At 68.4% G+C, this 15,394-nt stretch carries 15 protein-coding genes; 4 read left to right on the top strand and 11 right to left on the bottom strand.

Annotated elements, in window-relative coordinates; translation table 11 throughout:
* Positions 1-12: 12 nt before the first annotated feature.
* The 3 genes from U6958_RS03710 to U6958_RS03720 form a co-directional block, all read right to left on the bottom strand.
* The gene (locus U6958_RS03710; protein WP_074922594.1) at positions 13-342 is read right to left on the bottom strand and encodes a CcdB family protein; all 330 of its coding nucleotides are present in this window, start codon (positions 340-342) and stop codon (positions 13-15) included.
* Positions 342-590 carry a type II toxin-antitoxin system CcdA family antitoxin gene (locus U6958_RS03715; protein ID WP_043791083.1) on the bottom strand — a complete coding sequence of 83 codons (249 nt, stop codon included), beginning with the start codon at positions 588-590 and terminating at the stop codon, positions 342-344. The genes U6958_RS03710 and U6958_RS03715 overlap by 1 nt, the downstream gene beginning before the upstream one ends.
* Before the next feature lie 92 nt (positions 591-682).
* A complete protein-coding gene (locus tag U6958_RS03720) occupies positions 683-1,486 on the bottom strand; it encodes an exodeoxyribonuclease III (protein WP_016448562.1) in 804 nt (267 codons plus the stop codon).
* Positions 1,487-1,496: 10 nt separating this feature from the next.
* On the opposite strand from U6958_RS03720, the gene pyrE reads away from it, so the two are divergent.
* The 3 genes from pyrE (at position 1,497) to U6958_RS03735 (ending at position 5,639) form a co-directional block, all read left to right on the top strand.
* Positions 1,497-2,198, top strand: coding sequence for an orotate phosphoribosyltransferase (pyrE, locus tag U6958_RS03725; protein ID WP_016453598.1), 702 nt, complete (start codon positions 1,497-1,499; stop codon positions 2,196-2,198).
* A gap of 46 nt (positions 2,199-2,244) precedes the next feature.
* A complete protein-coding gene (locus U6958_RS03730; protein WP_043791084.1) occupies positions 2,245-2,859 on the top strand; it encodes a hypothetical protein in 615 nt (204 codons plus the stop codon).
* Positions 2,860-3,029: 170 nt separating this feature from the next.
* Positions 3,030-5,639 (top strand): membrane-bound PQQ-dependent dehydrogenase, glucose/quinate/shikimate family, encoded by a 2,610-nt coding sequence (locus tag U6958_RS03735; RefSeq protein ID WP_074922596.1) that lies wholly within the window; start codon positions 3,030-3,032, stop codon positions 5,637-5,639.
* Between the two features lie 30 nt (positions 5,640-5,669).
* Here U6958_RS03735 and U6958_RS03740 read toward each other — a convergent pair whose 3' ends face one another.
* The 4 genes from U6958_RS03740 to U6958_RS03755 all read right to left on the bottom strand — a co-directional run bounded on the left by U6958_RS03740 (position 5,670) and on the right by U6958_RS03755 (position 8,052).
* On the bottom strand, positions 5,670-6,023 hold the full coding sequence (locus U6958_RS03740) for a hypothetical protein (RefSeq protein ID WP_016448558.1): 354 nt from the start codon (positions 6,021-6,023) through the stop codon (positions 5,670-5,672).
* A 76-nt stretch (positions 6,024-6,099) separates the two neighbouring features.
* Positions 6,100-6,336 (bottom strand): hypothetical protein, encoded by a 237-nt coding sequence (locus U6958_RS03745; protein WP_016448557.1) that lies wholly within the window; start codon positions 6,334-6,336, stop codon positions 6,100-6,102.
* Between the two features lie 122 nt (positions 6,337-6,458).
* On the bottom strand, positions 6,459-7,022 hold the full coding sequence (locus U6958_RS03750) for a nitroreductase family protein (protein ID WP_047218857.1): 564 nt from the start codon (positions 7,020-7,022) through the stop codon (positions 6,459-6,461).
* A gap of 49 nt (positions 7,023-7,071) precedes the next feature.
* Positions 7,072-8,052 (bottom strand): hypothetical protein, encoded by a 981-nt coding sequence (locus tag U6958_RS03755; protein ID WP_074922598.1) that lies wholly within the window; start codon positions 8,050-8,052, stop codon positions 7,072-7,074.
* Between the two features lie 358 nt (positions 8,053-8,410).
* On the opposite strand from U6958_RS03755, the gene serA reads away from it, so the two are divergent.
* A complete protein-coding gene (serA, locus tag U6958_RS03760) occupies positions 8,411-9,640 on the top strand; it encodes a phosphoglycerate dehydrogenase (protein WP_074922600.1) in 1,230 nt (409 codons plus the stop codon).
* 64 nt (positions 9,641-9,704) lie between these two features.
* Here serA and U6958_RS03765 read toward each other — a convergent pair whose 3' ends face one another.
* From U6958_RS03765 to gatA, 4 genes are all read right to left on the bottom strand, one after another.
* Entirely contained in the window at positions 9,705-10,871 is a 1,167-nt protein-coding gene (locus U6958_RS03765; RefSeq protein ID WP_016453592.1) for an HPP family protein, read from the bottom strand.
* Positions 10,872-11,004: 133 nt separating this feature from the next.
* Positions 11,005-12,228 carry a serine hydrolase gene (locus U6958_RS03770; protein WP_074922602.1) on the bottom strand — a complete coding sequence of 408 codons (1,224 nt, stop codon included), beginning with the start codon at positions 12,226-12,228 and terminating at the stop codon, positions 11,005-11,007.
* Between the two features lie 184 nt (positions 12,229-12,412).
* The gene (gene gatB / locus U6958_RS03775) at positions 12,413-13,858 is read right to left on the bottom strand and encodes an Asp-tRNA(Asn)/Glu-tRNA(Gln) amidotransferase subunit GatB (RefSeq protein ID WP_074922604.1); all 1,446 of its coding nucleotides are present in this window, start codon (positions 13,856-13,858) and stop codon (positions 12,413-12,415) included.
* Between the two features lie 6 nt (positions 13,859-13,864).
* Entirely contained in the window at positions 13,865-15,361 is a 1,497-nt protein-coding gene (gatA, locus tag U6958_RS03780; RefSeq protein WP_074922606.1) for an Asp-tRNA(Asn)/Glu-tRNA(Gln) amidotransferase subunit GatA, read from the bottom strand.
* Positions 15,362-15,394 lie beyond the last annotated feature (33 nt).

Raw genomic sequence — 15,394 nt, forward strand, 5'->3', positions numbered from 1 at the left:
AACGATCTTGGGTCAGCCCCCGGACCGGGTCAGCAATTCGTCCAGCGCATCGGCGATGGCTTGGCCTTCATGCTCCAGTGAGGCCACCACTTCACCCAATTGATCCAGGGCGACTGAAACCATGTCCAGGGCATGCAGGACGACCGGCACGCCTTCAATGACAAACACAGGATTCATCCTCGCACCCACGGTTGGAGTGCCGTGCGGCAGCAGATTCTGCCGAACCAGTGGAACCACGACGCGACGGCGGTAGCGGTCAAACAGCGAGGACTGGACCACGACGACGTAGGGAATCGAGTCGCGCAAGGCTCCCTTGTTGCGATGAACGTCGAATTGCGCCACTAGAGCGTCGAGTGCTCGTCTGCGAACGAACCCACCGCGATGTTGACCGCGTTCCAGTCGCTGGCGCAGGCGTCGGCAAGCCGTTGGCGCTCACGCTGTGCGCCCTCCTGCCTGGCAACGTATTCGGCCAGCAGGGATTCCATGGTGGCCGAGAGATTGTCGGTATAGGCCTTGGCCTGCGTCACCAGATCTGCATTGATCGTGAGATGGATTGGCCGCTTGGCGCTGGAGACAGCAATGGATTTCATCTCGGAACCCTCAGATAAAGATCATGCGCACAGTGTCTGTATGAGAGCGCGACGAGTCAAACCGCCGCGACCCAAGGCCCTGCTTGAACGTCTCACAGCTTCATGTCGTAGCCGATGGTCACCGGCGCATGGTCCGAGAACTTCACATCCTTGTAGATGTTCTCGGTGCGGGCCAGCGCGGCGGTAGCGGGGGTGGCCAGGTGGTAGTCCAGGCGCCATCCCACGTTGTTGGCGTAGGCCTGGCCGCGGTTGCTCCACCATGTGTAGCAGGTGTCGGTGGTGTCGGGCTGGAGCAGGCGATAAACGTCCACCAGGCCGCCAGTCGGCTCAGTTTTGTTCAACAATTTTGTCATCCACTCGCGTTCCTCGGGCGTGAAACCGCTGTTTTTCTGGTTGCTGCGCCAGTTCTTGAGGTCGATCTGCTGGTGGGCGATGTTGATGTCGCCGCAGAGGATGAACTCGCGTTCGCCCTTCATGCGCATCAGGTGGGCGTGCATTTCGGCCAGGAAGCGGAACTTGGCCGTCTGGCGCAGTTCGCCGGAGCTGCCGCTGGGAAAGTAGGCGCTGATGATGGACAGCTTGCGCGATGGCGTGTCGAAGCGCGCCTCCACGTAGCGGCCTTCGGCGTCGAATTCGTGCGAGCCGAAGCCGACCACGACGTCGCTGGGCTCGTGGCGGCTGTAGACGCCCACGCCCGAGTAGCCCTTTTTCTCGGCGTAGTGGAAGTGGCCGCGCAGGCCGGCCAGCAGCTCGAAGCGTCCGGTCATGTCGGCGGCCTGGGCCTTGATTTCCTGCACGCAAATACAATCCGGCGCAGTGGCCTCGATCCAGGCTTCGACGCCCTTGGTCGAGGCCGAGCGGATGCCGTTGAGGTTGAGGCTGGTCAATTTGAACAAGGATGAATCCATGGTGGTGAGTAATCTGCAGGCCGATGACGCAGGCCGTCTGGCGCAGGAATTTGTGCAATTCGCCGTTGACGCAGGGGTGCTGCGTTTCGGCGAGTTCAAGACCAAGGCCGGGCGCATGAGCCCGTACTTCTTCAATGCCGGCCTGTTCGATGACGGCGGCAAGATGGGCCGTCTCGCCGAATTCTATGCAAAAGCCATCGCGGCCAGCGGCATCGAGTTCGACATGATCTTCGGCCCGGCCTACAAGGGCATCCCGCTGGCGGCCACCGTGGCGGTGGAGCTGGCCCGCATGGGCATCAACAAGCCCTTTGCGTACAACCGCAAGGAAGCCAAGGACCACGGCGAGGGCGGCACCCTGGTGGGCGCGCCGCTCAAGGGCCGCGTGCTGATCGTGGACGACGTGATGAGCGCCGGCACGGCCGCGCGCGAGTCCATCGCCATCATCCGCGCCGCCGGTGCCACGCCGCATGCCGTGGCCATCGCGCTGGACCGCCAGGAAATGGCCACGGAAAATGGCCAGGACGTGCCCCACAGCGCCGTGCAGTACGTGCGCAACCAGCTGGGCATGCAGGTCTGCACTATTGCAAAACTGGCAGACTTATTGCTTTATCTTGAGATTCAAGGTGGCAGCGCAGGCAGCGGCCACCATGAGCGCGTGCTGGCCTACCGCCAGCGTTATGGAGTCAACGACAAGGGGTGAGCGGTTGATGAAGCGGGCGATGCATGCACGATCCTTGCTGTGTGCCATGGGCTTGGCCACGCTGGGCTGCGCCGTGCTCGCCCAGGATATGCCCCTGGGGCCGGGCATCTATTCATGCACCGACGCCCGTGGCCGCCGCCTGACGGCCGACCGCCCGATTGCCGAATGCGTGGACCGCGACCAGCGCGTGCTGGGCAACTCCGGCGTGGAGCTGCGCCGCGTGGGCCCCACGCTGACCGACAACGAACGCGCCGAGCTGGACGCCCAGCGCCGCCGCGACCAGGCAGAGCAGCGCCGCATGCGCGAGGAGCGCTCGCGCGACAAGGCGTTGATCACGCGCTACCCCAACCAGGCCGCCCACGATGCCGAGCGTGCCGAGGCCATCTCCCAGGTCGATCAGGTCATCTCCGTGGCGCGCCAGCGCCAGCAGGAACTGCAGACGCGGCGCACGGCCCTGAATGCCGAGATGGAGTTCTACAGGAAAGACCCCGCCAAGGCGCCGGCATCGCTGCGCCGCCAGCTCGACGAGAACACGGCCTCGCAGGAGGAGCAGCAGCGCTTCGTCCAGCAGCAGGACCAGGAAAAGCGCCGCATCCAGGAGCGCTTCGATGCCGAGCTGCAGCAGCTGCGCCAGCTGTGGGCTGCGAGCGCACGCCGCTGAGGCTGGCCCAACGCCGCGCCCGCCGCCGCGTTCTTTCTCCTTCCTGCCCCTCCTTTCCTTCCTCCTTCTCGTTGCACGCTTGCTGAGTCGAATTCGTCCTGCATGCGGCGCCCGCATGCAGGGCTAGGCTTTGCGCATCGAGTCTGCGGGCTGACATCAAGGGAGGCAGCATGACGGTGTGGCGTTGGTTGATGGCCTTGCTGCTGTGGGCAGCCGGGGCCTGGCTGTCCTGGGGCGGCGCCCAGCTCCTGCTGGCCGGCGGCAGCGGCTACTACGTGATCGCCGGCCTGCTGCTGCTGGTGGTGGGGTGGGGCGTGGCGCGCCGTTCGGCCATGGCGCTGTGGCTGTTTGCGCTGTGGCTGCTGGGCACCGCGCTGTGGGCGGTCTGGGAGATAGGGCTGGACTGGTGGCCGCTGGCGGGGCGCCTGGGGCTGCCCTGGTTGATCGGCCTGCTGCTGGTGCTGCCCTGGTCCGTGCGTGCGCTGCGCCATGAGCCCGACATGGGCCAGAACCGGGGCCTGGCCCCGGCCCATGCGGCGCTGGCGCTGGTGGTGCTGGGCACGGCCATTCTTGCGGGCCTGTCCTTCGGCCGCCAGCGCGATGCCCATGAAACCCAGGGCCAGTTTGCGGGGGCGGCCGCCGCTGCGTCGGACCTGCCTGCCGACGGCCAGGTCACGGCCGTGCAGAACATGTCCATGGTGGCCTCCGAGGCCGGCGGCCTGCGCAGCCCGCCGGTGCTGCAGGGTGATGCCACCGATGCCGTGCCCGATGGTGAATGGCATGCCTACGGCCGCACCGGAGCGGGCCAGCGCTATTCGCCGCTGCGCCAGATCGGCCCGCACAACGTGCGGCTGCTGCAATTGGCCTGGGAGTTCCGCACGGGCGATGTGCGCGGCAAGCCCGGCGATCCCGAAGAAACCACGTTCGAGGTCACGCCGCTGAAGATCGGCGAGCGCCTGTTCCTGTGCACGCCCCACCAGTCGGTGATTGCGCTCGATGCCACCACGGGCAAGCAGCTGTGGCGGCGCGACCTGCCCATGCCCAAGGGGCTGGCGCTGCAGCACCTGACCTGCCGGGGCCTGTCCTACCAGTCGGCGCAGGCGGCCGCGCAGTTCGATGCGGCGGCAGGGCAGACGCATTCGGCGGTGGCGCCGGCTGCAAGGAAGGCCGGCGCACAGGCGGTACAGGCGGTACAGGCTGATCCGGCTTCCTCGGTCTCCCCGGCCCCTTCCTCCGATGATGGCCGCTGTACCGCCAAGCTGTTCATGGCCACGGCCGACGGCAAGGTGGTCGCCCTCAATCCCGCCGACGGCCAGACCTGCGGCAACGTGGCGGGTGGCCAGGGCCTTATCGATCTCTGGCAAGGCATGCCCGAGCGCAAGCCGGGCTCGTACTACTCGACCTCGCCGGTGGTGGTGGCGCGCGACCGCATCATCGTGGGCGGCACGGTGCTGGACAACCATTCCACGCGCGAGCCCTCGGGCGTGATCCGCGCCTTCGACATCCGCTCGGGCGCGCTGCTGTGGGCCTGGGACCCGGGCCGGCCAGCGACCAGCACGCCGCTGCCCGAAGGGCAGACCTATGTGCCCAGCTCGCCCAACAGCTGGTCCATCTCCAGCGTGGACGAGACGCTGGGCCTCGTCTTCGTGCCCATGGGCAATGCGCCGCCCGACCAATGGGGCGGCCGGCGCAGCGCCGAGGCCGAGCAGTATTCGTCCTCGGTGGTGGCGCTGGACATCGCCACGGGCGCCGTGCGCTGGGTGTTTCAGACCGTGCACCACGATCTCTGGGACTACGACGTGCCCTCGCAGCCCAGCCTGATCGACCTGGAGATCGGCGGCCACAGCGTGCCCGCCCTGGTGCAGCCCACCAAGCAGGGCGAGCTGTTCGTGCTGGACCGGCGCACGGGCCAGCCGCTGCTGCCCGTTACCGAGGTGGCTGCGCCGCAGGGCGCGGCACGCGGCGACCGCACGGCGCCCACGCAGCCGCATTCGCAGCTGAGCTTCAATCCCCCGGCCCTGACCGAACGCGACATGTGGGGTGCCACGCCCTTCGAGCAGCTGTGGTGCCGGCTGGCTTTCCACCGGCTGCGCTACGAGGGGCGCTTCACGCCGCCCTCGGAGCAGGGCTCGCTGATCTATCCGGGCAACTTCGGCGTCTTCAACTGGGGCGGCGTGGCCGTGGACCCGCGCCGGCAGGTGGTGTTTGCCACGCCCACGCGGCTGGCCTTCGTCTCCACCCTGGTGCCGCGTGCGGACGATACCTCGCTGCTGGTGCAGGATGGCGGCCCGCCCAAGGACGGCCTGCCCGCGCTCAACGAAAACTTCGGCGCACCGTTTGCGGTGCGGCTCAAGCCCTTTGTCTCGCCGCTGGGCATTCCCTGCCAGGCGCCGCCCTGGGGCTTTGTGGCGGGTGCCGACCTGCGCACGGGCCAGATCGTCTGGCAGCGCCGCAACGGCACGCCGCGCGACCTGAGCCCGCTGCCGCTGGGCTTTCGCATGGGCGTGCCCGGCATTGGCGGCCCGGTGGTGACCGCTGGCGGCGTGGCCTTCTACTCGGGGGCACTGGACAACTATGTGCGCGCCTATGACGTGGACAGCGGCCGCCAGCTCTGGCAGGACCGCCTGCCCGCAGGCGGCCAGGCCACACCCATGACCTACCTGGGCACGGACCAGCGCCAGTACCTGGTGGTGGTGGCGGGTGGCCATGGTTCGACCGGCACCAAGGCTGGCGACAGCGTGCGTGCCTATGTGCTGCCCAAGGAGGTGGCGGCGCCCTGAGCGCTCAGCGCCGTGGGGGTCTGCGCCGGCTCATGCCGATCCGGCCCGGCCCAGCATGCGCAGAACGCGCGTGACCAGCAGCGCGGCCACCCAGGCCAGTCCGCCGATCAGCAGCGGCAGGCGCAGCAGCGCGCCTTGCTGGGCGAACAGCATCAGCGCGTCTGCCTTCCACAGCGCGGCATAGCCCGTGTACAGGCCGTAGGCCAGCCAGGCCAAGGCGCCCAGGGCGAACAGGGCCGCCATGCGCCGGGCGCTGCGGCCATCGCGCGAATCCGCGGGCAGGGCGCGCGTGCCGTGCCAGACCCAGCCGATGGAGGCGAGCACCAGCAAGGCACTGGCTGCCACGGACAGCTGCAGCCAGGTATGGGGGGAGAGTGAGGACATCAAAAGGAAACTGCGCGCCGGCAAAGTGCCGGCCGCAGCGAGTGTAGCGGCGCCGTGCTTTGCGCCGCCTGCGCGCTCAGGCCGGTTGCCAGACGGTGGCGCCGTGGCCCTGGCCGCCGCTGCCGGGGACGGAATGGATGCCCAGCACGGCTGCATGGCGCTGCAGCAGGGCGTCGAACTGCTCGATGCTTTCCGCCGTGGCCGGGGCGTCGTCGTATTCGCTGGCCACCTGGTCCGTGGTGAAGGAGCTGGCGCCGAACTTCTGGACGATGTTGCGCAGCTTGTCGAGGTTGGGGCTGGAGGATGGTGTCATGGCAACTCCTTGGGGTCATGGACGCCTGCTGCGCCGCAGGCCTGTGGGCCAGTGTAGCCCCGGGGCCTGGAGCGGCCATCCGGGGCATCCCCGCAAAGCGGCGTAGGACTTGGAACCCGCCGTCAGCCGCCCGTGGCCACGGGGCCGGCGCTCAGCACTTCGGCCAGCGGCTTGCGCGGCGTGGGCACCTCGCGCTCGCGCAGATCGTCGGGCAGGGTGGCCGCATCGCCGCGCCAGCCCACGGCGATCACCACCTCGGGCTCCAGGTGCTCGGGCAGGCGCAGCACCTCGCGTGCGGCGTCGGCCGAGAAGCCGCCCATGGCGTGCGTGGCCAGGCCCATGGCGTGGGCTTCCAGCGCCAGGTAGCCCCAGGCGCAGCCTGCGTCGAAGCTGTGCTTGCCGGGCGAGGCCTGGCGGTCGGACATCAGCACGATCAGCGCGCCCGCCTCCAGGCACCAGCGGCGGTTGAACTCGTTGGGGATGGTGCTGAAGGCCTGCCAGTTCGCATCGCCGCGCAGCGCATAGGCAAAGTGCCAGGGCTGCTTGTTGCTGGCCGAAGGCGCCCAGCGCGCGGCGTCGGCCAGCTGCTCGACCTGGGCCTGGCTCAGTGCCTCGGGCCTGAAGGCGCGCGGCGACATGCGGCCCAGGAACTGCGGATGGATGGGGGTGGTGGTGTTGCGTGTCATGCGGATAGGCGGCAAGCAGAAAGGAAAGCGGCAACGATAGCGCAAGGCCTCAGGGCTGGCGCGGTGCCTGGCCATGCTGCTGGCTGATCACGCGCAGGTGGCGCTCCATGCGGATGAAGACCAGCACCATCACCACCAGCACGAGGAATGACATCAGCATGCTCCAGAAGGCCGTCTCCACGGCGCCGAAGCGTTCCTTCCAGGAGCTGCTGCCGTGGCTGTCCTCGCCGCGCAGCGCGCGCGCCGCATTGTCCAGGGACAGCGTGTAGTTCAGCAGCACCGTGGACAGGATCTGCTGGGCCGTCTGCGCCTGCAGCCGCGGCTCCAGCGCGGCATTGCCGAAGACCTGCTCCAGCGCGGCGGGCAGGCCCTGCACATAGGCCGCATAGGCGCCCTTGCCGTGTTCCAGCTCGGCGGCCTGGGCACGCTCGTGGATGGCGGCGGCGGTATCCACGGGATCGACCATCCAGCTGTCTTCCTCGTCGGCGGAGGCGGCTGCGGAAGCCGCTGCGTCGGCAGACGCTGCATCGGCAGCCGCTGCATCCACGGCCCCGGCATCGCCTTCGCGCTGGCCGCGCTCCTGGATGCGGCGCTGCACATCGGCCTCGGACGGCAGGGCGTCGCCTTGCAGCAGCGGGTGCAGCGGTGCCAGGCCCCGGGCCTGGTGGTCCCGCTCGGTGCGCTCGCGCCGCGCAGGATCCTTGTTCACGAAGGCGCGCACCAGGGCGTCGGCCTTCTGGAAGGCGGGGCGCAGCGCCGGATCGGCCAGGCGCTTTTCCATGGCGGGTTCGCCGCCGCCCGCGCCCAGGTCGCGGCTGGTTTCGTCCACGACGAACTGCAGGTCGGGCCTGGCGTCCTTCCAGTTCAATTCCTGGGCCACGGCCTGGGGCGCCTCGGCCTTGCCGGGCCTGAAGCTCTCCCAGGTCCACAGTGCCATGCCCACCAGCACGAGCAGGGAGAACACCAGCAGCACCACGCGCACCACCTGCACCAGCAGGTCCTCGATCCTGCGCAGCATGTTTGTAATCATCGGATTCCTCGGTTGGTTCGTAAAACAAGGGCGCGTCCGGCCCGCCTGCAGGCCTGTTCTGTTGCTATTGATTTGAAAGCACCGGACGCAGACGCGCGAATTCTAGGAAGGCTGCCGCGCACGGGCGCACCGGTTCTCAATGTTTTACATTTCGCGCCAATCTCGAAGTGTGCATGTGCTCCCGTGGCATGCGCCGTCCTGCAATGGGTGTCTGCCGGATGGCGGGATATTCATGGCCGCAGGGCGCATGGTTCTCCCGCTTGCGGGCGCGCTGGCTTTGGGCCTACCGGCTGTAGCGGCTTCCCGAATCCGCTGTAATGCTCGCTTTGATTTCTGACTGACTAGAGAGGGCTCGCCCATGACCAAAACGTCGCTGGATAAATCGAAGATCAAGTTCCTGCTGCTCGAAGGCATCCATCCTTCCGCACTCGAAGTGCTGCGCAATGCGGGCTACACCAATGTGGAGACCGTGACGGGCGCGCTGGAAGGCGAGGAGCTCAAGCGCAAGATCGCCGACGTGCACTTCGTCGGCATCCGTTCGCGCACGCAGCTGACGGCCGACGTGTTCGCCGCCGCGCAAAAGCTCGTGGCCGTGGGCTGCTTTTGCATCGGCACCAACCAGGTGGACCTGGACGCGGCGCGCGAGCGTGGCGTGGTGGTCTTCAACGCGCCTTACTCCAACACGCGCTCGGTGGCCGAGCTGGTGCTGGCCGAGGCCATCCTGCTGCTGCGCGGCGTGCCCGCCAAGAACGCCTCCGCCCACCGCGGCGGCTGGCTCAAGAGTGCCGAGAACTCCTACGAAATCCGCGGCAAGACGCTGGGCATCGTGGGCTACGGCTCCATCGGCACCCAGCTGTCGGTGATGGCCGAGTCGGTGGGCATGCAGGTGCTCTTCCATGACGTGTCCACCAAGCTGCCGCTGGGCAATGCGCGCCAGGCCGCATCGCTGGCCGATCTGCTGGCCAGCAGCGACATCGTCACCCTGCACGTGCCCGAGCTGCCCTCCACCCAGTGGATGATCGGCGCCAAGGAAATCGCGGCCATGAAGCCCGGCGCCATCCTGATCAATGCCTCGCGTGGCACCGTGGTGGAAATCGAGCCGCTGGCCGAGGCCCTGAAGGCCGGCAAGCTGCTGGGCGCCGCCATCGACGTGTTCCCCACCGAGCCGCGCAGCAACAAGGATGAATTCGTCTCGCCCCTGCGCGGCCTGGACAACGTCATCCTGACCCCGCACGTGGGCGGCTCCACCATGGAGGCCCAGGCCAACATCGGCCTGGAAGTGGCCGAGAAGCTGGTCAAGTACAGCGACAACGGCACCACCACCTCGGCGGTGAACTTCCCCGAAGTGGCCCTGCCCGCCCACCCCGGCCAGAACCGCATCCTGCACGTGCACCACAACCAGCCCGGCGTGCTGTCGGCCATCAACCAGGTGTTTGCCGAGAACGGCATCAACATTGCCGGCCAGTACCTGCGCACCGACGAGAAGGTGGGCTATGTGGTGATCGACCTGGCGGCCCAGTCCTCGGGCCTGGCGGTCGAGAAACTGACCCAGGCTCCCGGCACCATCCGCTGCCGCGTGCTGTTCTGATGGCCAGGTTTCAGGATGCTGCGCTTGGGCGCACTTCCTGAAACTGGTGCATTGCCGGGTCGCCCTATCTGCCCGGCTGCAGCAGCAGCCGCATCAGGTCCGTGCGCGTGATCAGGCCGGTCAGCCGGCCTTCGCGCATCACGGGAATGCAGGGCACGCTGTGCCGGGCCAGGGCGTTGAGCAACTGGCCCACGGGCGTGTCCTCGTCCACGCTGAGTTCAGGCGCATGAACCAGCTGGGGCAGCTCCGACAGACGGGGCACGGCCCGGTTCTTGCCGGGCAGGCGCTGGCCCAGCCAGTTCAGCAAAGAAGGCTTTGCCGCAGATTCGGCCGGGCGCACGGGACTCATCCACAGCCACTCGTACAGCTCGGCACGGGAGACCGTGCCGGCCAGGCCGCCATCGGCGTCCAGCACCGGCAGGCTCTTGGCCGGGTGCGCGCGAAAGCGTGCGGCCACGGCGTGCACGTCGTCGTCCAAGGAGCAGCTCACGGGATCGCGCGTCATCAGCTGGGCGCAGCGCACGCCGCCCAGGCGGTGCTCGATGGCGGTTTCCTCGGCGGCGGCCAGCAGCTCGGCCAGGTCGTCGGCTTCCAGGTTGTTTTCCTGGCCGAAGCGCAGCAGCAGCGCCTCCAGATCGGCATGGGACAGGCCCAGGCGCGAGGCATGGCGATGGGCCGAATCGGCGGGCGAGGCCTTGGGCGCCGTGTCGGCATGGTGGGGATAGCGCCGGCCCGTGGCGCGGTGGAGCGCCGTGGCCGCCAGGACCAGCGCCAGCGTCAGCGCGCCCACGGGCACGAAGGGCAGCATCCAGCCGGCGGCCAGCGAGGCCTTGGCATTGAGCACCGTCAGCAGGGCCATGGCGCCACCCGGCGGATGCAGCGAGCGCGTCAGCAGCATGCAGCCTATGGCGCCACCCACGGCCAGCGCAGGGGCCAGCTGGGGAGGGCTCCACTGCAGCACGAACAGGGCCCAGAGCGCAGACACCGTATTGCCCACCACGCAGGACCAGGGCTGGGCCAGCGGGCTGGTGGGCACGGCGAACAGCAGCACGGCCGTGGCACCCAGCGGCGCGAACAGGCGCAGGGGAAGATCCCAGGTGCCCGCATGCGCCAGCCAGACCAGGGCCGTGGCCATTCCCATGCCCACGATGGAGCCCATGGCCACGCGCCACATGTCCGCAGGCGCGGGGCGTGGCACCACCGGCCCCCATGCTTTTCTGTTCCAGCCCATGGCCTTGTTGTCTTGTTGTCTTTGCCTGCGCGGCCCTGGGGCAGGGCTGCAAAAGCGCGTCATTTTAGGAAGGGACGCCGCTCTTGCTGGCAGCATGGGCTTTGCACCCTTTCGGTGCAGCGCGCCTGCCGGCTCAGTCCACCACGGACTGGTACACGCCCTCGCGCATCACCCAGCGGTAGGGAATGCGCTGAGCCATGGACTGCATCATGAGGATGGCGAACAGGTCCTCCTGCGGATCGATCCAGAAGAAGGTGCCGTAGATGCCGCTCCATGAAAAGTCGCCCACGCTGCCCGGCAGCGGGTTGAGGCCCGGCGCCGTGCGCACCGCAAACCCCAGGCCGAAGCCCTGGCCCACGTCGGGCGAGGGCAGCTGGGCGCCGAAATACGCCATGTCCGGTCCCATGCGCACGCTGGCGGGCAGGTGGTTGGAGGTCATCAGCTCCACGGTCTTGCGCGAGACCAGGCGCACGCCGTCCAGCGTGCCGCCGTTGCGCCAGAACAGGCACAGCCGCGCGTAGTCGGCCATGGTCGAGACCATGCCACCGCCGCCCGACTCGAACACCATGGCGCGCGTGACCGGGGGGATGGGCGGCATCTGTTTCTGCGGCCCTTCGGGCTGGGGCCGCGCGGCGCGTGCGATCTCGCTGTCGGGCGCATGAAAGCCCGTGTCGGCCATGCCCAGCGGCCCGGTGATGTGCTCGCGCACGAAGGCGGCCAGCGTCTGGCCGCTGACCACCTCGACCACGCGGCCCAGCACGTCGGTGGACATGCCGTATTCCCAGGTCTCGCCGGGCTGGGCCACCAGCGGCAGCTGCGCGAGCCTGGTGATGAACTGCGCATTGGTGAACTTGCCGCTGAACAGGCCCGCATCCAGGTACATCTTCTTGACGGGGTGCTCGGTGCCGGCGAATCCATAGGGAATGCCGGAGGTGTGGCGCAGCAGGTCCTGCAGCGTGATGGAGCGTGCCAGCGGCGCGCGCTCCAGGCCCACGCGCAGCGCGGCCAGCTCGGGCAGGTACTGCTCCACGGGCTCGATGATGGACAGCCGACCCTGCTCGGCCAGCATCATGATGGCCAGCGAGGTGATGGGCTTGCTCATGGAGGCGATGCGGAAGATGGCATCGGGCCGCATGGCCGTGCCGGCCTCGGGGTCCAGCAGGCCGAAGCTCTCCAGATAGGCCAGCTTGCCGCGCCGCGCCACCAGGGCCACGGCGCCCGGGATCTCGCCGGTGTCCACGCCGCGCTGCAGCCGGGCCGACAGGCGCGCCAGGCGCGCGCCGCCCAGGCCTACGGCTTCAGGGGAGTCGGCCCAGGGCAGGCCGGGGATGTGCAGGCGGTCGGTGCTGGTGGTCATGCTGTCTCCTCAGGTGCGATGGCAGGGATTCTGGAGACATGCAGGCGCAGGCGCTGTTCGGTGCGGGACAGCCGGCGCGGAGCGTGCACACGAAAAAAAGCCCGCCACGGTGGGCGGGCCTGGCGGGCCTGGTGGGCCTGGTGGGCCTGGTGGGCCGGGTGGGCCGGGTGGACCGGGCGTGTGGTCAGGCCAGCTTGGCCTTGAGCAGCTCGTTGACCTGCGCCGGGTTGGCCTTGCCCTTGGAAGCCTTCATGACCTGGCCGACCAGGGCGTTGAAGGCCTTGTCCTTGCCTGCGCGGTACTGCTCCACGTTGGCCGGATTGGCGGCGATCACCTCGTCGATGATCTTCTCCAGCGCGCCCGTGTCGTTCATCTGCTTGAGGCCCTTGGCCTCGATGATGGCGTCCACGTCCTGGCCCTCACCTGTCCACAGCGCCTCGAACACCTGCTTGGCAGCGTTGTTGGAGATGGTGCCGTCGCCGATGCGCTGGATCAGCGCGGCCAGCTGGGCGCTGGAGACCTTGGCGGCCTCCATGCCGATTTCCTCGGTGTTCAGGCGGCGCGAGATCTCGCCCATGATCCAGTTGCTGGCCAGCTTGGGCGCATTGCAGGCCTGGGCCGTGTCCTCGAAGTAGGCGGCCATGGCCTGGCTTTGCGTCAGCGTGGTGGCGTCGTACTCGGGCAGGCCGTATTGCTCGACAAAGCGCGCGGCCATGGCGCGCGGCAGCTCGGGCATGTCGGCCCTGACCTGTTCCTCCCACTCGGGCGCGACCACCAGCGGCGGCAGGTCGGGGTCGGGGAAGTAGCGGTAGTCGGCCGCGTCTTCCTTGGTGCGCATGGAGCGCGTCTCGCCCGTGTCGGGGTCGAACAGCACGGTGGCCTGCTGGATGCGGCGGCCGTCCTCGATTTCCTCGATCTGCCAGCGGATCTCGTAGTCGATGGCCAGCTGCATGTTCTTGAAGCTGTTGAGGTTCTTGATCTCGCGGCGCGTGCCCAGCGGCTGGCCGGGCTTGCGCACGGAGACGTTGGCGTCGCAGCGGAAGCTCCCTTCCTGCATGTTGCCGTCGCAGATGCCGATCCAGGTGACGATCTGGTGCAGCGTCTTGGCGTAGGCCACGGCTTCTTCCGTGCTGCGGATGTCGGGCTCGGTCACGATCTCCAGCAGCGGCGTGCCGGCGCGGTTCAGATCGATGCCCGATTGGCCGATGAAGTCCTCGTGCAGCGACTTGCCGGCATCTTCCTCCAGGTGGGCGCGCACCAGGCGGATGGTCTTCTTCTCGTCGCCGAGGAAGAAGGACACCTCGCCGCCCTGGACCACGGGAATCTCGAACTGCGAGATCTGGTAGCCCTTGGGCAGGTCGGGATAGAAGTAGTTCTTGCGCGCGAAGATGCTGCGCGGCGCAATGTGCGAGCCCAGCGCCAGGCCGAGGCGGATGGCGCACTCGACGGCCTTTTTGTTCATCACCGGCAGCGTGCCGGGCAGCGCCATGTCCACGGCGCAGGCCTGGGTGTTGGGCTCGGCGCCAAAGGCGGTGCTTGCGCGGCTGAAGATCTTGGACTGGGTGGCCAGCTGGGCGTGGGTCTCGAAGCCGATGACGACTTCATAGCCCTGGATGAGTTTCGCGGTCATGGGGTCTCAGATGCCCTTCGGAGCTTGAAGGTGGAAATCGGTGGCCTGCTGGAAGCGGTGGGCGGCGTTGAGCAACTGGCCTTCCTTGAAGTAGTTGCCGATCAGCTGCAGGCCCACGGGCATGCCGGCCTCGCCAAAGCCTGCGGGCACGCTCATGCCGGGTAGGCCGGCCAGCGATGCGGGCAGCGTGAAGATATCGGCCAGGTAGTTGGCCAGCGGGTCGCTCTTTCCGCCCAGCTGCCAGGCCACGGTGGGCGCGGCGGGGCCGGCGATCACGTCGCACTGCTGGAAGGCGGCCTGGAAGTCGTCGGCGATCATGCGGCGGATCTTCTGCGCCTGCAGGTAGTAGGCGTCGTAGTAGCCCTCGGACAGCACGTAGGCGCCGATCATGATGCGGCGCTTGACCTCGTCGCCGAAGCCTTCGGCGCGGGTCTTCTTGTACATGTCCACCAGGTCCGTGTAGTCCTTGGCGCGGTGGCCGAACTTCACTCCGTCGAAGCGCGAGAGGTTGGACGATGCCTCGGCCGGGGCCAGGATGTAGTACACGGGAATCGACAGCTCGGTGCGCGGCAGCGAGATCGGCACCAGGCGGGCGCCCAGCTTCTCGTATTCCTTGAGCGCGCCATCCACGGCGGCGCGCACGTCGGCCGACAGGCCTTCGCCGAAGAACTCGGCGGGGATGCCGATGCGCAGGCCTTCGATGCCGTCGTTCAGGCGGGCCGTGAAGTCCTCGGCGGGCACGTCCAGGCTGGTGGAGTCGCGGTCCAGGTCGGGGCCGCACATCTCGGACAGCAGCAGGGCGCAGTCCTCGGCGCTCTTGCCCATGGGACCGGCCTGGTCCAGGCTGGAGGCGAAGGCGATCATGCCGTAGCGGCTGGCGCGGCCATAGGTGGGCTTGATGCCCGTGATGCCGCAAAACGATGCGGGCTGGCGGATGGAGCCGCCCGTGTCGGTGCCGGTGACGGCGGGCGCCAGGCCGGCGGCCACGGCCACGGCCGAGCCGCCCGAGGAGCCGCCGGGCACGCGGTCCGTGTTCCAGGGGTTGCGCACGGGCGCGGGGGCGTCGAAGCCCACGGGCGCGACGGCCGAGTTCTCGTTGGCCGAGCCCATGGCGAATTCATCGCAGTTGAGCTTGCCCAGCGTCACGGCGCCGGCCTCGGCCAGGCGCGTCACCACGGTGGCGTCGAAGGGCGAGCGGTAGCCGGCCAGCATCTTGCTGGAGGCCGTGGTCGGGAAGTCGCGCGTGACGAAGATGTCCTTGTGCGCAATGGGCACGCCAGCCAGGCGGCCGCCCTTGCCCTGGGCAATCAGGGCGTCGGCAGCGCGGGCCTGGGCCAGGGTGGCCTCTTCGTCGATGCTGACGAAGGCGCCCAGGTTCTGGTGCGCCTGGGCGCGGGCCAGGAAATGCTGGGCGGCTTCGACGGCGCCGAGCTTGCGCTCGCGCAGCAGGGCCGACAGGGCCGACACGCCGAGCGTGTGCAGATCAGTGGTTTGCTGGGTCATGTATGGGATGCGGAAAACGGGGACGGATGCCAG

Source organism: Delftia lacustris (assembly GCF_040267515.1).
GTDB classification, from domain to species: Bacteria; Pseudomonadota; Gammaproteobacteria; order Burkholderiales; family Burkholderiaceae_C; genus Comamonas; species Comamonas tsuruhatensis.

Excerpts from the sequence above, each read along its gene's own strand:
- U6958_RS03715 (WP_043791083.1), bottom strand. The coding sequence starts at position 590 with ATGAAATCCATTGCTGTCTCCAGCGCCAAGCGGCCAATCCATCTCACG.
- pyrE (WP_016453598.1), top strand. The coding sequence starts at position 1,497 with ATGGTGGTGAGTAATCTGCAGGCCGATGACGCAGGCCGTCTGGCGCAG.
- U6958_RS03730 (WP_043791084.1), top strand. The coding sequence starts at position 2,245 with ATGGGCTTGGCCACGCTGGGCTGCGCCGTGCTCGCCCAGGATATGCCC.
- U6958_RS03735 (WP_074922596.1), top strand. The coding sequence starts at position 3,030 with ATGACGGTGTGGCGTTGGTTGATGGCCTTGCTGCTGTGGGCAGCCGGG.
- U6958_RS03740 (WP_016448558.1), bottom strand. The coding sequence starts at position 6,023 with ATGTCCTCACTCTCCCCCCATACCTGGCTGCAGCTGTCCGTGGCAGCC.
- U6958_RS03745 (WP_016448557.1), bottom strand. The coding sequence starts at position 6,336 with ATGACACCATCCTCCAGCCCCAACCTCGACAAGCTGCGCAACATCGTC.
- U6958_RS03750 (WP_047218857.1), bottom strand. The coding sequence starts at position 7,022 with ATGACACGCAACACCACCACCCCCATCCATCCGCAGTTCCTGGGCCGC.
- U6958_RS03755 (WP_074922598.1), bottom strand. The coding sequence starts at position 8,052 with ATGATTACAAACATGCTGCGCAGGATCGAGGACCTGCTGGTGCAGGTG.
- serA (WP_074922600.1), top strand. The coding sequence starts at position 8,411 with ATGACCAAAACGTCGCTGGATAAATCGAAGATCAAGTTCCTGCTGCTC.
- U6958_RS03765 (WP_016453592.1), bottom strand. The coding sequence starts at position 10,871 with ATGGGCTGGAACAGAAAAGCATGGGGGCCGGTGGTGCCACGCCCCGCG.
- U6958_RS03770 (WP_074922602.1), bottom strand. The coding sequence starts at position 12,228 with ATGACCACCAGCACCGACCGCCTGCACATCCCCGGCCTGCCCTGGGCC.
- gatB (WP_074922604.1), bottom strand. The coding sequence starts at position 13,858 with ATGACCGCGAAACTCATCCAGGGCTATGAAGTCGTCATCGGCTTCGAG.
- gatA (WP_074922606.1), bottom strand. The coding sequence starts at position 15,361 with ATGACCCAGCAAACCACTGATCTGCACACGCTCGGCGTGTCGGCCCTG.